Source organism: Streptomyces sp. cmx-18-6 (assembly GCF_046548915.1).
In the GTDB taxonomy this organism is placed as follows: Bacteria; Actinomycetota; Actinomycetes; order Streptomycetales; family Streptomycetaceae; genus Streptomyces.
In genome coordinates this window covers 44,482-62,615 of record NZ_JAEBEP010000009.1, presented here as the reverse complement: position 1 = coordinate 62,615, position 18,134 = coordinate 44,482, and the positions used below count along the sequence as shown (strand labels likewise).

The following is an 18,134-nucleotide window of genomic DNA, read 5'->3' as shown; positions in this document are numbered from 1 at the left end:
GGAGCCCCAGGAGCCCGGGAGCTCAAGAGCACAGAAACTCAGGAGCCCGGGAGCACAGAAGCCCGGGAGCCCAGGAGCCCGGACATGCGGAAGGACCCGCCCCGGATACGTACAGGGGGCGGGTCCTTCCGCATGTCCGGCGCGCCGGCCCGTCACAGAGCGGCCGGGCGGCCGGGCTATTCCTCCAGGGTCAGCCCCTTGCGGAGCTTGATCAGCGTTCGGGAGAGCAGCCGGGACACGTGCATCTGCGAGATGCCCAGCTCCTCGCCGATCTCCGACTGCGTCATGTTGCTGACGAAGCGGAGCGAGAGGATCATGCGGTCCCGCGAGGGCAGTGCGGCGATCAGCGGCTTCAGGGACTCCATGTACTCGATGCCTTCGAGCCCGTGGTCCTCGTAGCCGAGACGGTCCGCGAGCGCGCCCTCGCTGTCGTCGTCCTCGGGCTTGGCGTCCAGCGAGCTCGCGGTGTACGCGTTGCTCGCGGACATGCCCTCGACGACCTCGTCCGGGGTGATGCCGAGGCGCTCGGCCAGCTCCGCCACGGTGGGCGCGCGGTCCAGCTGCTGGGAGAGCTCGTCCCCCGCCTTGGCCAGGTCGAGCCGGAGCTCCTGGAGCCGGCGCGGCACGCGCACGGACCAGCTGGTGTCGCGGAAGAACCGCTTGATCTCGCCGACGATCGTCGGCATCGCGAACGTCGGGAACTCGACGCCCCGGCTCAGCTCGAACCGGTCGATCGCCTTGATCAGGCCGATCGTGCCGACCTGGACGATGTCCTCCATCGGCTCACTGCGCGAGCGGAACCGGGAGGCGGCGAACTTGACGAGCGCGAGGTTCAGCTCGACGAGGGTGTTGCGGACGTACGCGTGCTCGTGGGTGCCCTCTTCCAGGCACTCAAGCCGCTCGAAGAGCGTCTTCGACAGGGCCCTGGCGTCCAGGGCCCCCACCTCGGCGTAGGGCGGGATCTCGGGCAGTCCTTCAAGTCCCTCGCCGGGAGAGTCCGTGGTGGCGCCGGCGGCACCGGTGGAGCGGAAAGTGCCGGTAGTGCTGGTGAAACCGGTGGTGCTGGTGGAGCTGGCGGTGCTGGTGCGCGGGCCGGGGACGGCGCTCGCGACCGGGGAGTCGGAATTGGTCGGTCCCTGAGGACATGCCGACGACGCGTTGGGGGTACGCGCTTCGTCGAGCCGGGGTGACATGGTTCTCCTCCATCGTTCTCGGCATATGGCTGCCGATGCCCATACGTGTTCCTGAGGTGGAGCGGCGCCTCCAAAGCCGGTCGTGTTTCGGGTGTCCCTCTACCCTTACCCGGTTCCGGCCAGCAGTTACAAGCGCCAATTGACGCTATATGTCCGGTTTGTTGAGGTCTTCGACTACCGCGTGGCGTACGAAACGCGTACTGTTTCGAGCACGTCGGCGGCAGTTCTGCATCAGCCGCACAGGCAGTGACGCGCACAGTGACGAACGGCGAAGAGGAACGGGCATGGACCGCGGGACGGTCGGGAGTGCGAACCGAGGTCGGCTTCAGGTCGAGGCCCGGACCGAGGGGCGCAGCGAGGTCGTGACACCGGTGGGTGAGCTTGATCACCACACCGCTGATCTGCTGCGGGCTCCTCTGGAGAACGCGGTCGAACAGGGGCGGTCACGTCTGGTGGTCGACTGCTCACGCCTGGAGTTCTGCGATTCCACCGGGCTGAACGTGCTGCTCGGCGCCCGCCTCAAGGCGGAGGCGGCCGGGGGAGAGGTTCATCTGGCCGGAATGCTGCCGGTGGTGGCTAGAGTGTTCGAGATCACCGGCGCCGAGGCGGTCTTCACTGTTCACGCCTCCCTCCAAGAGGCTCTGGACACCTGACCCGGCGCGGGCGCACGACTGCGGATATCCCTGATGTCTGCTGTGATGTCTGTTGTGTCACGCGATCGACGGCCCGAAGGGGGTGTCGTCGCGAGGCGGCCGGGCAGGAGACACCCCGTCGGTATCCCGAAAGGGTCCGGCACACTCGGTAACTGATCACTATCTGTTCGATGGCGACATGGAGACATGGCGAATCGGTGAGGTGAAGCGCTGATGAGCACCACCCGGCAGCAACCGCCGGGCGACCTCGGTCGCGAGCCGGACGAAGCGGGCGCAGCCTCGCCCGCCCCGGCCGAGCGGCAGTGGCGCACGCTCTCACTCGGGCAGGCCAGCGGCATCGTCCCGATGGCCCGGGATTTCGCCCGACAGGCCCTGCACGACTGGGGCTGGCTCCCGGCGGCCAGTGCGGACCGCCGTGCCGCGGCCGAGGACGTCCTGCTGGTCGTCTCGGAGCTCGTGACCAACGCGTGCCTGCACGCGGAGGGGCCGGAGGAGCTGCGCATCGGCCGCACGCCCAAGGCGCTGCGGGTCGAGGTCGTCGACCGGGGGGCCGGCCAGCCCGCTCCCCGTACACCGCACCGCGCCGGCCGCCCCGGCGGGCACGGCATGTTCATCGTGCAGCGCCTCTGCATGGACTGGGGCGTGCAGCGTACGCCGGAGACGCCGGGCAAGACCGTCTGGGCGGAGCTCGCCGCCCCCGCGTGACCCCTCGCCCCGCCGAGACATCCCGCACCGCAAGAGCGCGCCGATCCGGCGCGCTCTTTGTCTTCCCTCCATCAGGCCCCGGGCGTACCTTGAGCGCCCAATCTGATGTGTCGTCAGTAACCTGCGCCCGTACGGATGGTGGCGCGCGGCGACGTCCCGCATGAGGGGAACACGAGGTGTCGAACCAGAAGCGGACAACTCTCGCGCGGACGACTGCGCGGACTGCCGGGCTCGCGACCGCACGGAGGGCCGGGCGGACTGCCGGGCTCGCGACCGCACGGAGGGCCGGGCGGACTGCCGGGCTCACGGCCGCGCTGGCGGGTTCGGCGGTGCTGGCGGGATCGGTGGTCCTGCTGGCCGCGCCCGCCGCCCACGCCGAGGTCGTGGACGTGAACTACCAGTGCGAGACGCCGATCGGGCCCAAGGGAGCCGTCTCGCCCATCGACATCAAGGGCGTGAAGAGCGGCGGCGGATACCGGCTCACCATGTCCTTCCAGAAGGGCGTCTCCTCCAGCCCCGTCGAGCTGGGCAAGGGGGCGATGAACCCGAGTGCCGTGATCGAGCTGGGCGGTGCGGAGAAGGGGAAGGTCCAGGTCTCCGGCCCGGCGAACGCCGAGGCGATTCCGGCCAACACCCCTATCAAGATCAGTGACTTGTCGGGGACGTACACCCCGAAGAAGAGCGGCAAGGTCACCTTCACCGCCGGGGTGCTCACCATCAAGGCGCTCGGTACGACCACGACCTGTACGCCCAAGAACGGCCCCGGCCCGTCCCTGCAACTCGACGTCCAAGGCGCCGGAGGCTCGGGCGGCTCCACGAGCGGTTCCACGGGGGGCGGTTCGACCGGCGGCGGCTCGACCGGGGGCAGCGCCACGGGCGGCTCCACGGGCGGAGCCTCCGGCGGCGGCGAACTGCCGAAGACCGGCCCCCTCGACTCGGCGGTCGCGCTCGGCACGCTCGGCGGGACCGTGCTGCTGACCGGAGCGGCCGGAGTCCTCTGGCTGACTCGGCGAGGACAGCGCCCCACGGGCTGACCGCCGGAACCGCCAGTGTGAGGGAGCCGCCCATGTTGCCGTCGACACCCCGCGTACGCCTGCTCGTCGCCCTGCTCCTGGCGCTGCTCGTCGCCCCTCCGGCGGCGGCCCACGACGGCCCCGGGGCCCCGGCGGGCTGGACGGCCCGGCCCGCGGGCGGCGGCAGCACCGGGCGGGACGCCCGGCCGTACGTCTACCTGGAGGGCGGCCCCGCCGCGGTGCTCCAGGACCGGCTGTCGGTGACCAACCACGCCCGCACCCCGCTGACCGTACGGCTGCGGGGCGGCGGCCCGGCCGGGGCGTGGCTCCGGTTCGCCGCCGGGACCGTCACCGTGCCGTCCCGGACCCGCGCCGACGTGCCGTTCGCCCTCGCCGTGCCGGGCGGCGCGGTCCCCGGTGACGTCGCGGGGGAGATCGTCGCGGCCGGCGGGGGCGAGGAGAGGCGGGTGCCGGTACGGGTGCGGGTCGGCGGTCCCACGCTGGCGGCGCTCACCGTGGAGGACGTCGAGGTGTCCGGGCGGACGATCCGGTACGCCCTGGTCAACCGGGGCAACACGCCCCTGCGGCCCCGGCTGGCCGTGCGCGCGGACGGGGTGTTCGGCCTGCTGCTGGACCGCCCGGCCCGGCCCCTGCCCCTGGAGCTCGGGCCCGGCCGCCGTGTCGAGCTCACCGAACCCTGGGCCGACGCACCGGCGTTGGACGCGGTCACCGTACGGCTGCGGGTCGCGGCGGAGGGCGGGGCGCGGGGTGAGGCCGCGGCCTCGGCGACGTACGTCCCGGTGGTTCCGGTCGCCGGAGGCGGGCTGTTGGCGCTCGGCGTCCTGGCCGGGCTCGGGGCGGCGGTGTACCGGCGGCGGCGCGACCGGCGCGAGCCGCCGACGACCGGGGCGGCCATCGGAGACGTACCGCAACCGGGCGCGACGACAAGGCCCTTGGCGAAGGCGGGAGCGACATCGTGACGCAGCAGTACCCCGGGGCCGCCCCGCGCACCGCGCGGCCCGTCCTCCTGCTCCTCGCCCTGCTGGCCGTCCTCCTGGTCCTGCCCGCCCCCGGCGCGGGGGCGGCCGAGGGCGACCCGTCCGTCCGCCTGTCCAAGAAGGAGGCGGGCAAGGGCGGTGAGATCACCGTCAGGGGCGCGGGCTGGCGGCCGGACGCGCTGCTGATGCTGCTGATCTGCGGCCAGTCCACCCCGGAACGCGGCGTGATCGGCGGCACCAACTCCTGCGCCAACGCGGACGGTCGGGCCGTCACCACCGACGAGAAGGGCGCCTTCGGCAAGAAGCTGCCGGTGGCGGAACCGCCGAAGCCCTGCCCCTGCGTGGTGCACGTCGCCACGGTGACAGGTCAACAGGCCATGACCGACGCGGTGTTCACGGTGGCGGGCCACCCGACGGCCGCACTGCCGGAGCGGACCGAGGGCGGCAGGCTCGCGGTGCTGGCCACCACCCGTCTGGAGGGCGAGAGTTCGCTCCTCACCTGGTTCGGGGCCCCGCCCGTACGGCAGTTGGTGTTCACGGTCGGCAACCTCGGCGCCGACCCCGTCGAGGACCCCGTCTTCGAGGTCGGCACGGCGCACGGCGTCTACGCCCCGCAGTGGGAGGAACGCGAGTGGCGCGGCACGGTCGCGCCCGGCGGCAGGGCGCAGATCACGCTGCCGGTCGAACTGTCCGCCGGCGCGCACGGCGACTACCAGGTCTCCCTGCGGTACGGGACGAAGGTGCTGGCCGAGCAGCCGTGGGGGGTGAGCCGCCCGTGGGGCGTCACGCTCTTCTGGGTGCTGCTCTGCCTGGTCGTCCCGGCCGCCGTCTTCCGTACCGGCATGGCGGTCGTGGACAAGGTCCGCCCCCGCCCCGCCGGACCGGCGGCCCGCCACGCGCACCGTACGGGGCCGTCGCCCGCCACGAAGACGCGCGCCGGCCGGACGCAGGCCCGGGCCCAGCCCCCGACCCTGGCCGCGCTGCCGTGGTTCACCCCGGATTCCGCACCGTCACAGAACCGGCGTTCCGCACCGCCGGAGAACCCACCCCCACCCACGACGAAGGGACAAGCGTGGACACACAACGGAGGATGAGCGCGGCCGGAGTCGCGCTCATGCTCGGCGGAGCGGGCATCGTGCTGGCCGCGAGCCCGGCACAGGCCGCCGAGGTCAGTTACGCGACGGAGTGCGTGCCGCCGCCCATCTCGGGGCTGCCCGCGGTCCAGGGCACCACGAAGGTCCAGCTGACCGCACCGGCCGAGGCGAAGGTCGGCGACGAGATCGAGGTCGTCTGGAAGACGGTCGAGGCCGCGTCCAAGAACCCGGACGTGCTGGACCTGGGCAAGGACACGGTGAAGCCGACCGGGACGATCACGCTGGGCGGCGCGGCGAGCGGTGAGCTCAAGCTGGAGGGCCCCCGGCAGAACCCGCCCATCCCCAAGAACAGCCCCATGCTGCTGCCGGACATGACGGCCAGGCTGAAGCTGGAGAAGGCCGGGGAGATCACGCTGACCCCGGGTGCGTACAGCATCAACGTGTCCAAGCCGATCTCCACGGACACCAAGTGCGCCCCGAAGGAGACGGTCCGGCCGGGCGCGACGATCAAGGTGACGGAGGGGGGCTCCACCACCGGCGGCACGACCACCTTGGGGGGCACGACCACATCCGGCGGCACGACCACATCGGGCGGCACGGACTCCGGCGGTACGACGACGGGCGGGACCGACGCCGGAGGCGCCACGACGGGTGGGACCACATCCGGAGGAACCGACTCCGGCGGCAACAGCACCAGCGGCAACAGCACCAGCGGCGGCAGCACCGGTGGCAACAGCACCGGCGGCAGCGGCGGCGAGACCGACTTCCCCGGCAGGGAAGTCTCCGTCGCCTACGCCTGCAAGACCCCCATCGGGGACAAGAACGCCACCTCGCCGGTCCGGATCAGCGCCAGAAAGAGCGGAGGGGCCTACGACCTGACCGTGGAGTTCGCCAAGTCCGTGATGGACAGCCCGATCGACATCCCGGCCGACCAGGTCAAGCCGTCCATGGACGTCAAGCTCGGCGGGGCCGACAAGGGCTCCGTCAAGGTCGAGGGACCGCTCAACAAGGAGGTCATCAAGACCGGGGCCCCGATCGAGATCCCGGACCTCACCGGCACGTACAAGCCCGGCGCGAGCGGCAAGTCCACTCTCAGCCCCGGCGTCCTGACGGTGATGGCCGCCGGTACGACGACGACCTGCACCCCGCCCGCCGGGGTCGCGGTCTCCCTGGAGCTGGACACCTCCGCGCAGCCGGGCGGCGCGTCCGGCGGCAGCGGCGGCGCGGCGTCCGGCGGTGGTTCGGGCTCCGGCGGCACGAGCTCCGGAGGCACGGACTCCGGCGGTGGCCTGGCCGCCACCGGGGCCGAGGGCGACGGCGTCCTGCGGGCGCTGGGCCTGGTCGCCGGTACGGCGATCCTGCTGGGCGGCGCGGTGTTCACGTTCACCCCGTGGCGGAGGCTGCGCTCCACGCGCTGAGGCGCGGGCCCGCACGGCGAAGGGCCGCCGCACCGGAAGGACATCCGGTGCGGCGGCCCTTGGCCACGCGGTCAGGGCGTCGTCAGTGGACCTGCCCCATGAGCTGCTTGACCCTGCCGCGGTACATGAAGATCGCGACACCGGCGGCCACCGCGAGCGTCGCCTCCAGGCCGACCACCCCGGTGCCGTTGAGCTCCACACCGGCGATGGAGAGCAGCCCCGTGACGCAGTCGCCGGCGGTGACGGCGAGGAACCACACGCCCATCATCTGGCTGGCGTACTTGGCCGGAGCCATCTTCGTGGTCACCGACAGACCCACCGGCGAGAGCGTCAGCTCGGCCACGGTCTGGATGAAGTAGACGGCGACCAGCCACATCGCGGCGGCCTTGTGGCCGTCGCCCGCGACCGTCAGCGGCATCAGGAAGAGGAAGAACGACGCACCGACCAGCACCAGGCCGGAGCTGAACTTCACGATCGTGCTCGGCTCCTTGCCGCGCCGGTTCAGGGCCAGCCAGAAGGCGGCGAAGACCGGGGCCAGCGCCATGATCAGGACCGGGTTGACCGACTGGTACCAGGAGACCGGGAAGTTCCAGCCGAAGACGCTGTTCTCGGCCGAGGTCTCGGCGAAGATCGCGACGGTCGAGGCGCCCTGGTCGTAGATCATCCAGAAGATGGCGGCGGCGACGAAGAACCAGATGTACGCGGACATCTTCGACTGCTCGGCCTGGCTCAGGTCCTTGTCGCGCCGGATGCGCGTCAGCACCACGACCGGGATCACGAGACCCGCGACGGTGATCGGGACCAGCAGCCAGTTCAGCGTGTAGACGCCGGTGACGACCGAGATGATGTAGAAGACGGCGGCGACGGCCAGCCAGATCATCGACTTGCGCAGCGTGGACGAACGCTCTTCGGCGGACAGCGGCTTCGGTACGACGAGGCTGCGCTCGGCCAGGTGGCGGGTGCCGAGCAGGAACTGGACCAGGCCGAGCCCCATGCCGACCGCGGCGAGGGCGAACCCGAGGTGCCAGTCGACCTTCTCGCCCACGGTCCCGATGAGCAGCGGCGCCACGAAGGCGCCCATGTTGATGCCCATGTAGAAGATCGTGAAGCCACCGTCGCGGCGCGGGTCTTCCGGGCCGTCGTAGAGGTGGCCCACCATCGTCGAGATGTTGGACTTCAGCAGACCCGATCCGACCGCCACCAGGCCCAGACCGGCGAAGAACGTGCCCTCGGAGGGCAGAGCCAGGGTCAGGTGGCCGATCATGATGATGCCGCCGGCGATGGCGACGGTCTTGCGCGGGCCCCAGACCCGGTCGCCGAACCAGCCGCCGGGCATCGCGAGCAGGTACACCAGCGACAGGTAGACCGAGAAGATCGCCGTCGCGGTGGTGGGCTTCATGTCGAGCCCACCGGGCGCGATCAGATAGAGCGGAAGCAGCGCCTTCATGCCGTAGAAGCTGAACCGCTCCCACATCTCGGTCATGAAGAGGGTGGCCAAACCGCGGGGGTGGCCGAAGAAGGTCTTCTCGCCCGAACTGGCCGAGTCCTTCGTCAGGCTGGACGCCATGGTCGATCCTTGCTGGTCGGGACGCGCTCGCCTCGTGAGCGGTGCGCGCCCGGTGGGGGGTAGCCGGCACCGGCGCGGCCGCACCCCATCCCCACGCCTGAGGGGGACTCGCCCCGGGGCCGGGCTCCGGTCGGAGCGTTCGGCGGCGGGGCGGGGAAGTACCGCGTCGGGATCCACACCCGGGGCGCATCCTCACGCTCCGGGCCCGGCTCACAGGTCATTCACTCAACACGGGCCGGCGCGAACCGGCCCAACACACAGAAGAGACCCTTGGCGCTCATAGCGGCCCAAAGGTCCTTCAGTAGTGCAACAGGCGTCGGGACACCATACGACACGACACAGCGGCATATGGAAGGACTTGAGAGATGGATCACAGGCGGTAGTGGAACCAGGCTCCCATATTCAAAGGTCCTTGACCTCTTTGTGGCCCTGACCCGCAGGCTCTGGTCGGGACCTCACTCCGGACGCCCCGGCCGGACTACCATCAGTCCATGACCCGTGTACTGCTCGCCGAGGACGACGCATCCATCTCGGAGCCGCTGGCCCGCGCACTGCGTCGGGAGGGTTACGAGGTCGAAGTCCGCCAGGACGGTCCGACCGCGCTCGACGCCGGACTCAAGGGCGGCGTCGACCTGGTCGTGCTCGATCTGGGGCTGCCGGGGATGGACGGCCTCGAAGTCGCCCGCCGGCTCCGCGCGGACGGGCAGACCATCCCGATCCTGGTGCTGACGGCCCGCGCCGACGAGGTCGACACCGTGGTCGGCCTCGACGCCGGGGCCGACGACTACGTCACCAAGCCCTTCCGCCTCGCCGAACTCCTCGCCCGGGTCCGCGCCCTGCTCCGCCGCGGGGCCGCCGAGTCCGTCCCGCAGCCCGCGACCCACGGCGTCCGGATCGACGTCGAGTCGCACCGGGCCTGGATGGGCGAGGAGGAACTCCAGCTCACCGCGAAGGAGTTCGACCTGCTGCGGGTCCTGGTCCGGGACGCCGGCCGGGTCGTCACCCGCGACCAGCTGATGCGCGAGGTCTGGGACACCACCTGGTGGTCCTCCACCAAGACCCTCGACATGCACATCTCCTGGCTCCGCAAGAAACTGGGCGACGACGCCGCCAATCCCCGTTACATCGCCACCGTCCGGGGCGTCGGCTTCCGGTTCGAGAAGAGCTGACGTACGAAGCACCCATGCACCTTGACGACGTACAGGAACCGAGTCGGCGGCCGTGCGCCGCCGGCTGATCAACTCCACGCTCGCCGTGGTGCTCGTGGTCATCTCCGTCTTCGGCGTCTCCCTGGTCATCGTGGAGACCCGCACGATCAGCGCCAGCGCCCAGGAGAGCGTCGAATCCGAGGCGCTGCGGCTGATCAGCGTGGTCGACAGCCGGCTGATGGGCGACGAGGTGATCAACGCCGGGGTGCTGTCCGAGCAGATCGACCCCGCCCGGTTCGCGCTGATCGAGATCCCGGGCCGGGCCCCCATCACCGTCGGCGAACGCCCCACGGACAGCGTGCTGCGCGCCACCGAGACCGGCGAGCAGGGCGAGAAGGTCACCGTCGAGGAGTCCCGCTCGGCCGTCACCCGCGAGGTCGGGCGCACGCTCCTGATCATCGGCGCGGTGGCGCTGCTCGCGATCATCTCCGCCGTGCTCCTCGCCGTACGCCAGGCCAACCGGCTCGCCTCCCCGCTCACCGACCTCGCGGAGACCGCCGAACGCCTCGGCTCCGGCGACCCCCGCCCGCGCCACAAGCGGTACGGGGTGCCCGAACTGGACCGGGTCGCGGACGTCCTGGACGCCTCCGCCGAGCGGATCGCCCGGATGCTGACCGCCGAGCGGCGGCTCGCGGCGGACGCCTCGCACCAGCTGCGTACGCCGCTGACCGCGCTCTCCATGCGACTCGAGGAGATCTCGGTGACCGACGACCCGGAGACGGTGAAGGAGGAGGCGAACATCGCGCTCACCCAGGTCGAGCGCCTCACCGACGTCGTCGAGCGGCTGCTCACCAACTCCCGGGACCCGCGCACCGGCTCCGCCGTCGTCTTCGATCTGGACGAGGTCATCAAGCAGCAGATCGAGGAGTGGCGGCCCGCCTACCGCTCCACGGGCCGCGCGCTGGTCCGCTCGGGCAAACAGGGGCTGCGGGCGGTCGGCACCCCGGGCGCGGTCGCCCAGGTCCTCGCCGCGCTGATCGAGAACTCCCTCATGCACGGCGGCGGCACCGTCGCCCTGCGCACCCGCGTCACCGGCAACCAGGTGGTCATCGAGGTCACCGACGAGGGCCCCGGCGTCCCCGCCGAGCTGGGCGCGCGGATCTTCGAGCGGACGATCAGCGGCCGCAACTCCACCGGCATCGGCCTGGCCGTCGCCCGGGACCTCGCGGAGGCGGACGGCGGCCGGCTGGAACTGCTCCAGCAGCACCCGGCGGTGTTCGCGCTCTTCCTCAGCCGCACCCCGCTGGACCGCAAGGACCCGGAACGCCCGGTGCGCTGAGCGCGAGGGTGCGGGGCGAGGGCCGGTCGCGTACGGGGCACGGCTCCGCGGCCACCGTCACGGTCTTTGCGAGCACGGTTTCTGCGAGCACGGTCTCTGCGGTCACGGTTTCCGCGGTCACGGTCCCCGCGAGCACGAGCGTGCGAGGGGGAGGGTCAGTTGCGTACGGGGTCCGGCTCCGCGGTCACCGTCACGTTCTCCGCCGGCCGTCGCTGCTCGAGAAATCGTTCCGTGCTCGGCGGCACGGCCTCCTCTGCGGGGAGGGTCTTGAAGACCCAGGTCCGGTAGGACCAGAAGCGGAAGAGGGTGGCGATCCCGATGCCGACGATCTTGAACACGTTGCTCTGGACCGGGGTGTTCCAGCCGAAGGCGTACGTCGCCAGGTACAGCACCCCGTTCTCGATCACCGCGCCCACCGCGCTGAACAGCAGGAAGAGGGTCAGCTCGCGGGTCCGGCCGGTCTTGTCGCGGTCCCGGTAGGTCCAGTAGCGGTAGCCCACGTAGTTGAAGAGGACGGCGACGAAGGTCGCCAGCAGGCTCGCCCGGACCACGGGGAGATCCGTGGTGTGCCGGATCAGGTTGAAGGCCCCCATGTTGACCAGCAGGCCCAGTGCGCCGACCACGCCGAACTTGGCGACCTCCCGGGCCAGCAGATCAAGCCGGGTCCGCAGTGCGCCCCGTTCGCTCATGGTGATCGCTCAGTCCGTTCGTTCGATGGCGTCGACTGGGTTCCGTCAACTTGGTCATGCTAACCAGCCCTCCCGTGTGATGCCCGTGTGGTGTCCCCGTGACGGCGGGGAGTTCACCGAGGGGCGGCCCTCGGGGGCGGTCGGGAGATCACCGGGGGCGGCTCTCGGGGACGGCGGGAAGGTCACCGGGGGTGGGGTCGGGAGGTCACCGGGGGCGGCCCCGGGGGACGGTCGGGAGATCACCGGGGCAGCCCTCGGAGCGCGGCCGGGCACGGTCCCCGGACGGCGTCCCGGGCGCACCGGCGCGCCCGATACCCTGGGGGTGTGACGTTCCCGGTAGTCGGCATGGTCGGCGGCGGTCAGCTCGCCCGTATGACCCACGAGGCGGGCATCCCCCTCGGCCTGAAATTCAAGCTCCTCAGTGACACGCCCCAGGACTCGGCGGCCCAGGTGGTCAGCGAGGTCGTCATCGGCGACTATCGCGACCTGGACACGCTGCGCGCCTTCGCGCGGGGCTGCGACGTGATCACCTTCGACCACGAGCACGTGCCCACCGAGCATCTGCGGGCCCTGGAGGCGGACGGCATCCCCGTGCGCCCCGGCCCCGACGCCCTGGTGCACGCGCAGGACAAGGGGGTGATGCGCGCGAAGCTCGCGGAGATCGGCGCGCCCTGCCCCCGTAACCGCATCGTCGCCGACCCCGCCGACGCCGCCGCGTTCGCGCGGGAGGCCGGGGGCTTCCCGGTCATCCTCAAGACCGTGCGCGGCGGGTACGACGGCAAGGGCGTGTGGGTGGTCCGCTCCGAGGCGGACGCGGCCGATCCGTTCCGCGCGGGGGTCCCGGTGCTCGCGGAGGAGAAGGTCGACTTCGTACGGGAGCTGGCGGCGAACATCGTCCGCTCGCCGCACGGCCAGGCCGTGGCCTACCCGGTCGTGGAGTCCGTCCAGGTCGACGGCGTCTGCGACACGGTGATCGCCCCGGCCCCCGACCTGTCCGAGCAGCTGGCCGGCGAGGCCCAGCAGCTCGCGCTCCGCATCGCCGCCGAGCTCGGTGTCGTCGGACACCTCGCGGTCGAGCTGTTCGAGACCCGTGACGGTCGCATCCTGGTCAACGAGCTGGCGATGCGCCCGCACAACTCCGGCCACTGGACGCAGGACGGGGCGATCACGTCCCAGTTCGCCAACCACGTACGGGCCGTCCTCGACCTGCCGCTGGGCGACCCGCGCCCGCGCGCCCCCTGGACGGTCATGTGCAACGTCCTGGGCGGCGACTACCCGGACATGTACCAGGCGTATCTGCACTGCATGGCCCGCGACCCCCAGCTCAAGATCCACATGTACGGAAAGGACGTGAAGCCCGGCCGCAAGGTCGGCCACGTCAACACCTACGGCGACGACCTGGCGGACGTGCGGGAGCGCGCCCGGCACGCGGCCGACTACCTGCGAGGAACGATCACCGAATGACATCCCCCTCCGCACCGGCCGCCCCCCTCGTCGGCATCGTGATGGGCTCGGACTCCGACTGGCCCGTGATGGAGGCGGCGGCCAAGGCGCTCGACGAGTTCGAGATCCCGTACGAGGTCGACGTCGTCTCCGCCCACCGCATGGTGCACGAGATGATCGCGTACGGCGAGGACGCGGCCGGCCGCGGTCTGAAGGCGATCGTCGCGGGCGCGGGCGGCGCTGCGGCGCTCCCCGGAATGCTGGCCTCCGTCACCCCGCTGCCGGTCATCGGCGTCCCGGTGCCGCTGAAGTACCTGGACGGCATGGACAGCCTGCTCTCCATCGTCCAGATGCCCGCCGGGGTGCCGGTGGCCACCGTCTCGGTCGGCGGCGCGCGCAACGCGGGCCTGCTGGCCGCACGGATCCTGGCCGCGCACGACCCGGCGCTCCAGGAGCGGATGGGCGAGTTCCTCGGGGAGCTGAACGCCCAGGCCACGGAGAAGGGCAAGCGCCTGCGGGCCAAGGTTCAGGGGTCCGACTCCTTCGGCTTCGGAAAGTAGGGCACACCGTGGACCAGCGCCCTGTGGACCACCTCGCCCGCGCGCACGAGCTCCTCGCCGCCCACCCCGTCGTGGACGGCCACAACGACCTCCCCTGGGCCCTGCGCGAACAGGTCGGCTACGACCTCGACGTCCGGGACATCGCCGCCGACCAGCGCGGCTTCCTCCACACCGACCTGAACCGGCTGCGGGCCGGCGGGGTCGGCGGCCAGTTCTGGTCGGTGTACGTGCGCACCGACCTGACCGGCGACGCGGCGGTCAGCGCCACGCTGGAGCAGATCGACGTCGTCGCCGAGCTGATCGCCCGCTATCCCACGCACCTGCGGCGCGCGCTCACCGCCGACGACCTGGAGAAGGCCCGCGCCGAGGGCCGCATCGCCTCCCTGATGGGCGCCGAGGGCGGCCACTCCATCAACAACTCGCTGGGCACCCTGCGCGCCCTGCACGAGCTGGGCGTCCGCTATATGACGCTCACCCACAACGACAACATCGAGTGGGCCGACAGCGCCACGGACATCCGGCGTCTGGGCGGCCTCTCCGCCTTCGGCCACGAGGTCGTCCGCGAGATGAACCGCGTCGGCATGCTGGTCGACCTCAGCCACGTGGCGGACGGCGTCATGCGCGACGCGCTCACCACCAGCACCGCGCCGGTGATCTTCTCGCACTCCTCGGCCCGTGCCGTCTGTGACCACCCGCGCAACATCCCCGACGACGTGCTCGCGGCGCTCCCGGCCAACGGCGGCGTCGCGATGGCGACCTTCGTCCCGAAGTTCGTGCTGCCCGAGGCCGTCGCCTGGACCCTGGCCGCCGACCGCAACATGCGCGAGCACGGCCTCCACCACCTGGACACCACCCCGCAGGCGATGCGCATCCACGAGGACTTCGAGGCGGCCCACCCCCGCCCCGAGGCCACGGTGTCCACCATCGCGGACCACCTCGACCACATGCGCGAGGTCGCGGGCGTCGACCACATCGGCATCGGCGGCGACTACGACGGCACGGCGTTCACCCCGCGCGGCCTGGAGGACGTCTCCGGCTACCCGAACCTGATCGCCGAACTCCTGCGCCGTAACTGGTCGGAGGGCGACCTCGCCAAGCTGACCTGGCGGAACGCCGTACGGGTGCTGCGCGACGCGGAAGCCGTGGCCCGCGACGAGCAGAGCACGCGCGGCCCGTCCCACGCGACGATCACGGAGCTGGACGGGCGGGGCATCCGCTAGGGGGTGTTCGGGGCGGCGAACGGTCCTCCCGCCCCGAAGGCGAGCGCGCCGAAGCGCTCGCCCATGCGGCGGTGGCCGGCGGCGTCCGGGTGGAGCTGGTCGGGGAGCGGGAGCTCGGCGAAGTCGGCCGCGCCGTAGAGGCGGAGGCCGTCCACGTAGGACAACCACGGGTCGTCGGCCGCGCGCTGCTCCACGATGCGGGCGAGCTCCCTGCGGATGACCCGCAGCGTCAGCTTCCCGAGGGGCACCTCCGCCGGGTCGCCCATGGCCTTGAACTCCATCTTCCCGTCGCTGAAGTCCGGGGCCGCGGGCCCCGGGGTGTCCTCCTGGGCGGGGCAGTGGACGGGCGAGAGCACCACCAGCGGCGCGGTGGGGTGCCCTTCGCGGATGGTGTCGAGGAACCCGTGCACGGCCGGGCCGAAGGCGCGCAGCCGCATCAGGTCGAGGTTGACCAGATTGATGCCGATCTTGACGCTGATCAGATCGGCGGGGGTGTCCCGCATGGCGCGGGCGGTGAACGGGTCGAGCAGGGCGCTGCCGCCGAAGCCGAGGTTGACCAGTTCCACGCCTCCCGCTGCGGCGGCGAGGGCGGGCCACGTCGTGGCGGCGCTCTCCGCGCTGGAACCGTGGCTGATCGAACTGCCGTGGTGCAGCCACACCCGCCGCCCGCCCGGCTCGACGGCCTCGACGGGGGCGTCGGTGCGCAGGGCGACCAGTTCGGTGATCTCGTTGTACGGCAGCCAGACCTCGACGACCTTCTCCCGGCCGGGCAGCCCGTCGAACCGGACGGTGCCGACCGGCCCGGGGATCGTCTCCCGGGAGCCGTCCGCCAGGTCGACCATCAGCACCTTGCCGCCGCTCCCCGTGGCCCGCCCGGCCGGCCGCCCGTCGACGTGCAGGTCGTACGCGCCGTCCGGGCGGGGCGGGACGCCGCGGTAGCCCATGACGGTGCGCAGGGTGTCCAGCTCCACGACGGTGGCCTCGGTGCGGAACACCAGCCGTACGCCGGAGGGCTGGGACTCCGCCTGGGCCAGCTGCTCGTCGGCGCACTGGGCCCGAGCGCGGGCGGGCAGCCGGTGGGGGAGGAGGCCGTGCTCGGTGCGCTCCAGGTCGAGCGCGCCGCGCAGCAGAGGGGCGGTGATGGGGGTGGTGACCCAGTCCGTGCCCCCGGGCCCGCCGGACCTGCACCCGGCACCAGGACCCCCGGCACCAGGACCCCCGGCACCAGGACCGGCATCGGCATCGGAGCCTGAGCCGGCCTGGGAGCCGGGGCCGGAGTCGTACGAGAAGTCGTCCATGATCCCACCCTGTCAACCGTCCACCTGATCCGCACACCCTTTTCCGGCCACGGCCGGAAGTCGCCCCCTGGCTAACGGGCAGAGGCAGAACGGATACCCCGCCGGACCGGCGTACACCCGGAACGCCCGCTTCCGGCCTCCGCGTCCAGAGGCCGGGCCCACCGGGTTCCTTAGAAGATCACCCACTGTGCACGCGTCACGGAGAACGAGCCGGAGCCCTTCCGGCAGCAGCGTTCGTCCGCCGGTTCGAGCAGCCTTCCTCACGGTCCGCCACGACACGTTGTGACAGCGCTCAAGCTCGCGCCTCACGAGCAAGCCGCGACAACAGGACAGCACCCGGGGCAACAGGACGGCACCCCGGGATACGGCCTCCGCCCCTCAGGCCCTCCGCCCCTCAGGCCCTCGGACGCCCCATCGCCCGGTACGTCCACCCGGCCTCGCGCCACACCGCACTGTCCAGGGCGTTGCGCCCGTCCAGGATGATCCGCCGGGACACCGCGTCGCCCAGCTCGGCCGGGTCCAGCTCGCGGAACTCGCGCCACTCCGTCAGGTGCAGCACCACGTCCGCGCCGCGCACGGCCTCCCGTGCGGAGTCGGCGTAACCGAGCGTCGGGAACAGCCGCCGGGCGTTGTCCATCCCCTTCGGGTCGAAGACGGTCACCTGGCCGCCCTGGAGGTGGATCTGCCCGGCGACGTTGAGCGCGGGGGAGTCGCGTACGTCGTCGGAGTCCGGCTTGAACGCGGCCCCCAGGACGCCCACCCGCTTGCCGAGGAACGAGCCGCCGCCCACGGCCTCGCGGGCCAGCTCGACCATGTGGCCGCGGCGGCGCATGTTGATGGAGTCGACCTCGCGGAGGAAGGTGAGCGCCTGGTCCGCGCCCAGCTCGCCGGCGCGCGCCATGAAGGCCCGGATGTCCTTGGGCAGACAGCCGCCGCCGAACCCGATCCCGGCCCGCAGGAACTTCTTCCCGATCCGGTCGTCGTACCCGATGGCCTCGGCGAGCTTCACGACGTCCCCGTCGGCGGCCTCGCAGACCTCGGCCATGGCGTTGATGAAGGAGATCTTGGTGGCGAGGAAGGAGTTGGCGGAGGTCTTCACGAGCTCGGCGGTGGGAAAGTCCGTGACGACGAACGGGGACCCCTCCCCGACCGGCACGGCGTACACCTCGCGGAGCAGCTTCTCGGTCCGCTCGCTCTCGACGCCGACGACGATCCGGTCGGGGTGCAGGGTGTCGTCGACGGCGAAGCCCTCGCGGAGGAACTCCGGGTTCCAGGCCAGCTCGGCGTCCGCGCCCACCGGGGCCAGCTCCGCGAGCCGGGCGGCGAGGCGGGCGGCGGAGCCCACGGGGACGGTCGACTTGCCGACGACGAGAGCGGGCCGGGTGAGCCGGGGGGCGAGGGACTCGAAGGCGCTGTCGACGTGACTCATGTCGCACGCGTACTCGCCGTGCTTCTGCGGAGTGTTCACGCAGACGAAGTGCACGTCCCCGAACTCCCCGACCTCGTCCCAGGAGGTGGTGAAGCGCAGCCGCCCGGTGGACCCTTCGATGCCAGCGACATGCTTGCGGAGCATGTCCTCCAACCCCGGCTCGTACATCGGCACCCGGCCGCGGGAGAGCAGCTCGACCTTCTCCGGTACGACGTCGAGCCCGAGGACCTCGAAGCCCAGCTCGGCCATGGCCGCGGCATGGGTGGCGCCGAGATAGCCGGTGCCGATCACAGTGATCCTGAGGGCCATGGGTGCTCCTGGAAGGTGCGGATAGACGTGCGAACCGAGCATAGTCGCGGACGGGAAC

General features: G+C 71.8%; 16 protein-coding genes. 11 read left to right on the top strand and 5 right to left on the bottom strand.

Annotated features, from left to right (window positions below; genetic code table 11):
* Nucleotides 1-176 precede the first annotated feature (176 nt).
* Complete coding sequence (locus tag ACLJPL_RS21640) at nucleotides 177-1,193, bottom strand: RNA polymerase sigma factor SigF (RefSeq protein WP_411082526.1); 1,017 nt, start codon at nucleotides 1,191-1,193, stop codon at nucleotides 177-179.
* A gap of 284 nt (nucleotides 1,194-1,477) precedes the next feature.
* On the opposite strand from ACLJPL_RS21640, the gene ACLJPL_RS21635 reads away from it, so the two are divergent.
* The 6 genes from ACLJPL_RS21635 (at nucleotide 1,478) to ACLJPL_RS21610 (ending at nucleotide 7,074) form a co-directional block, all read left to right on the top strand.
* On the top strand, nucleotides 1,478-1,846 hold the full coding sequence (locus ACLJPL_RS21635; protein WP_411082525.1) for an STAS domain-containing protein: 369 nt from the start codon (nucleotides 1,478-1,480) through the stop codon (nucleotides 1,844-1,846).
* A 213-nt stretch (nucleotides 1,847-2,059) separates the two neighbouring features.
* Nucleotides 2,060-2,551, top strand: coding sequence for an ATP-binding protein (locus ACLJPL_RS21630; RefSeq protein WP_411082524.1), 492 nt, complete (start codon nucleotides 2,060-2,062; stop codon nucleotides 2,549-2,551).
* A gap of 314 nt (nucleotides 2,552-2,865) precedes the next feature.
* On the top strand, nucleotides 2,866-3,585 hold the full coding sequence (locus tag ACLJPL_RS21625; RefSeq protein ID WP_411082754.1) for a peptidase: 720 nt from the start codon (nucleotides 2,866-2,868) through the stop codon (nucleotides 3,583-3,585).
* Nucleotides 3,586-3,617: 32 nt separating this feature from the next.
* Entirely contained in the window at nucleotides 3,618-4,544 is a 927-nt protein-coding gene (locus ACLJPL_RS21620; protein WP_411082523.1) for a hypothetical protein, read from the top strand.
* Nucleotides 4,538-5,656: a hypothetical protein gene (locus tag ACLJPL_RS21615; protein ID WP_411082753.1), complete on the top strand. Its 1,119-nt coding sequence runs from the start codon at nucleotides 4,538-4,540 to the stop codon at nucleotides 5,654-5,656. Before ACLJPL_RS21620 ends, ACLJPL_RS21615 begins: the two co-directional genes overlap by 7 nt.
* Complete coding sequence (locus ACLJPL_RS21610; RefSeq protein WP_411082522.1) at nucleotides 5,653-7,074, top strand: hypothetical protein; 1,422 nt, start codon at nucleotides 5,653-5,655, stop codon at nucleotides 7,072-7,074. Before ACLJPL_RS21615 ends, ACLJPL_RS21610 begins: the two co-directional genes overlap by 4 nt.
* A gap of 82 nt (nucleotides 7,075-7,156) precedes the next feature.
* On the opposite strand, the gene ACLJPL_RS21605 is transcribed toward ACLJPL_RS21610, so the two are convergent.
* Nucleotides 7,157-8,641: an oligopeptide:H+ symporter gene (locus ACLJPL_RS21605; protein WP_411082521.1), complete on the bottom strand. Its 1,485-nt coding sequence runs from the start codon at nucleotides 8,639-8,641 to the stop codon at nucleotides 7,157-7,159.
* Nucleotides 8,642-9,132: 491 nt separating this feature from the next.
* Here ACLJPL_RS21605 and ACLJPL_RS21600 point away from each other — a divergent pair, with 491 nt between their 5' ends.
* A complete protein-coding gene (locus ACLJPL_RS21600) occupies nucleotides 9,133-9,810 on the top strand; it encodes a response regulator transcription factor (RefSeq protein WP_411082520.1) in 678 nt (225 codons plus the stop codon).
* Between the two features lie 52 nt (nucleotides 9,811-9,862).
* On the top strand, nucleotides 9,863-11,128 hold the full coding sequence (locus tag ACLJPL_RS21595) for an ATP-binding protein (protein ID WP_411082519.1): 1,266 nt from the start codon (nucleotides 9,863-9,865) through the stop codon (nucleotides 11,126-11,128).
* 155 nt (nucleotides 11,129-11,283) lie between these two features.
* On the opposite strand, the gene ACLJPL_RS21590 is transcribed toward ACLJPL_RS21595, so the two are convergent.
* Nucleotides 11,284-11,817, bottom strand: a complete 534-nt coding sequence (locus tag ACLJPL_RS21590; RefSeq protein WP_411082518.1) for a GtrA family protein — start codon at nucleotides 11,815-11,817, stop codon at nucleotides 11,284-11,286.
* Nucleotides 11,818-12,141: 324 nt separating this feature from the next.
* Here ACLJPL_RS21590 and ACLJPL_RS21585 point away from each other — a divergent pair, with 324 nt between their 5' ends.
* The 3 genes from ACLJPL_RS21585 to ACLJPL_RS21575 are packed head-to-tail and all read left to right on the top strand — an operon-like array spanning nucleotide 12,142 to nucleotide 15,040.
* Nucleotides 12,142-13,281, top strand: coding sequence for a 5-(carboxyamino)imidazole ribonucleotide synthase (locus ACLJPL_RS21585; protein WP_411082517.1), 1,140 nt, complete (start codon nucleotides 12,142-12,144; stop codon nucleotides 13,279-13,281).
* Complete coding sequence (gene purE, locus ACLJPL_RS21580; RefSeq protein ID WP_411082516.1) at nucleotides 13,278-13,820, top strand: 5-(carboxyamino)imidazole ribonucleotide mutase; 543 nt, start codon at nucleotides 13,278-13,280, stop codon at nucleotides 13,818-13,820. The genes ACLJPL_RS21585 and purE overlap by 4 nt, the downstream gene beginning before the upstream one ends.
* Before the next feature lie 23 nt (nucleotides 13,821-13,843).
* Nucleotides 13,844-15,040, top strand: a complete 1,197-nt coding sequence (locus tag ACLJPL_RS21575) for a dipeptidase (RefSeq protein WP_411082752.1) — start codon at nucleotides 13,844-13,846, stop codon at nucleotides 15,038-15,040.
* Here ACLJPL_RS21575 and ACLJPL_RS21570 read toward each other — a convergent pair.
* Both ACLJPL_RS21570 and ACLJPL_RS21565 read right to left on the bottom strand, forming a co-directional pair.
* Nucleotides 15,037-16,338 (bottom strand): GDSL-type esterase/lipase family protein, encoded by a 1,302-nt coding sequence (locus tag ACLJPL_RS21570; protein ID WP_411082515.1) that lies wholly within the window; start codon nucleotides 16,336-16,338, stop codon nucleotides 15,037-15,039. The genes ACLJPL_RS21575 and ACLJPL_RS21570 overlap by 4 nt on opposite strands.
* A 394-nt stretch (nucleotides 16,339-16,732) precedes the next feature.
* The gene (locus ACLJPL_RS21565; RefSeq protein ID WP_411082514.1) at nucleotides 16,733-18,076 is read right to left on the bottom strand and encodes a UDP-glucose dehydrogenase family protein; all 1,344 of its coding nucleotides are present in this window, start codon (nucleotides 18,074-18,076) and stop codon (nucleotides 16,733-16,735) included.
* Between the last annotated feature and the right edge of the window lie 58 nt (nucleotides 18,077-18,134).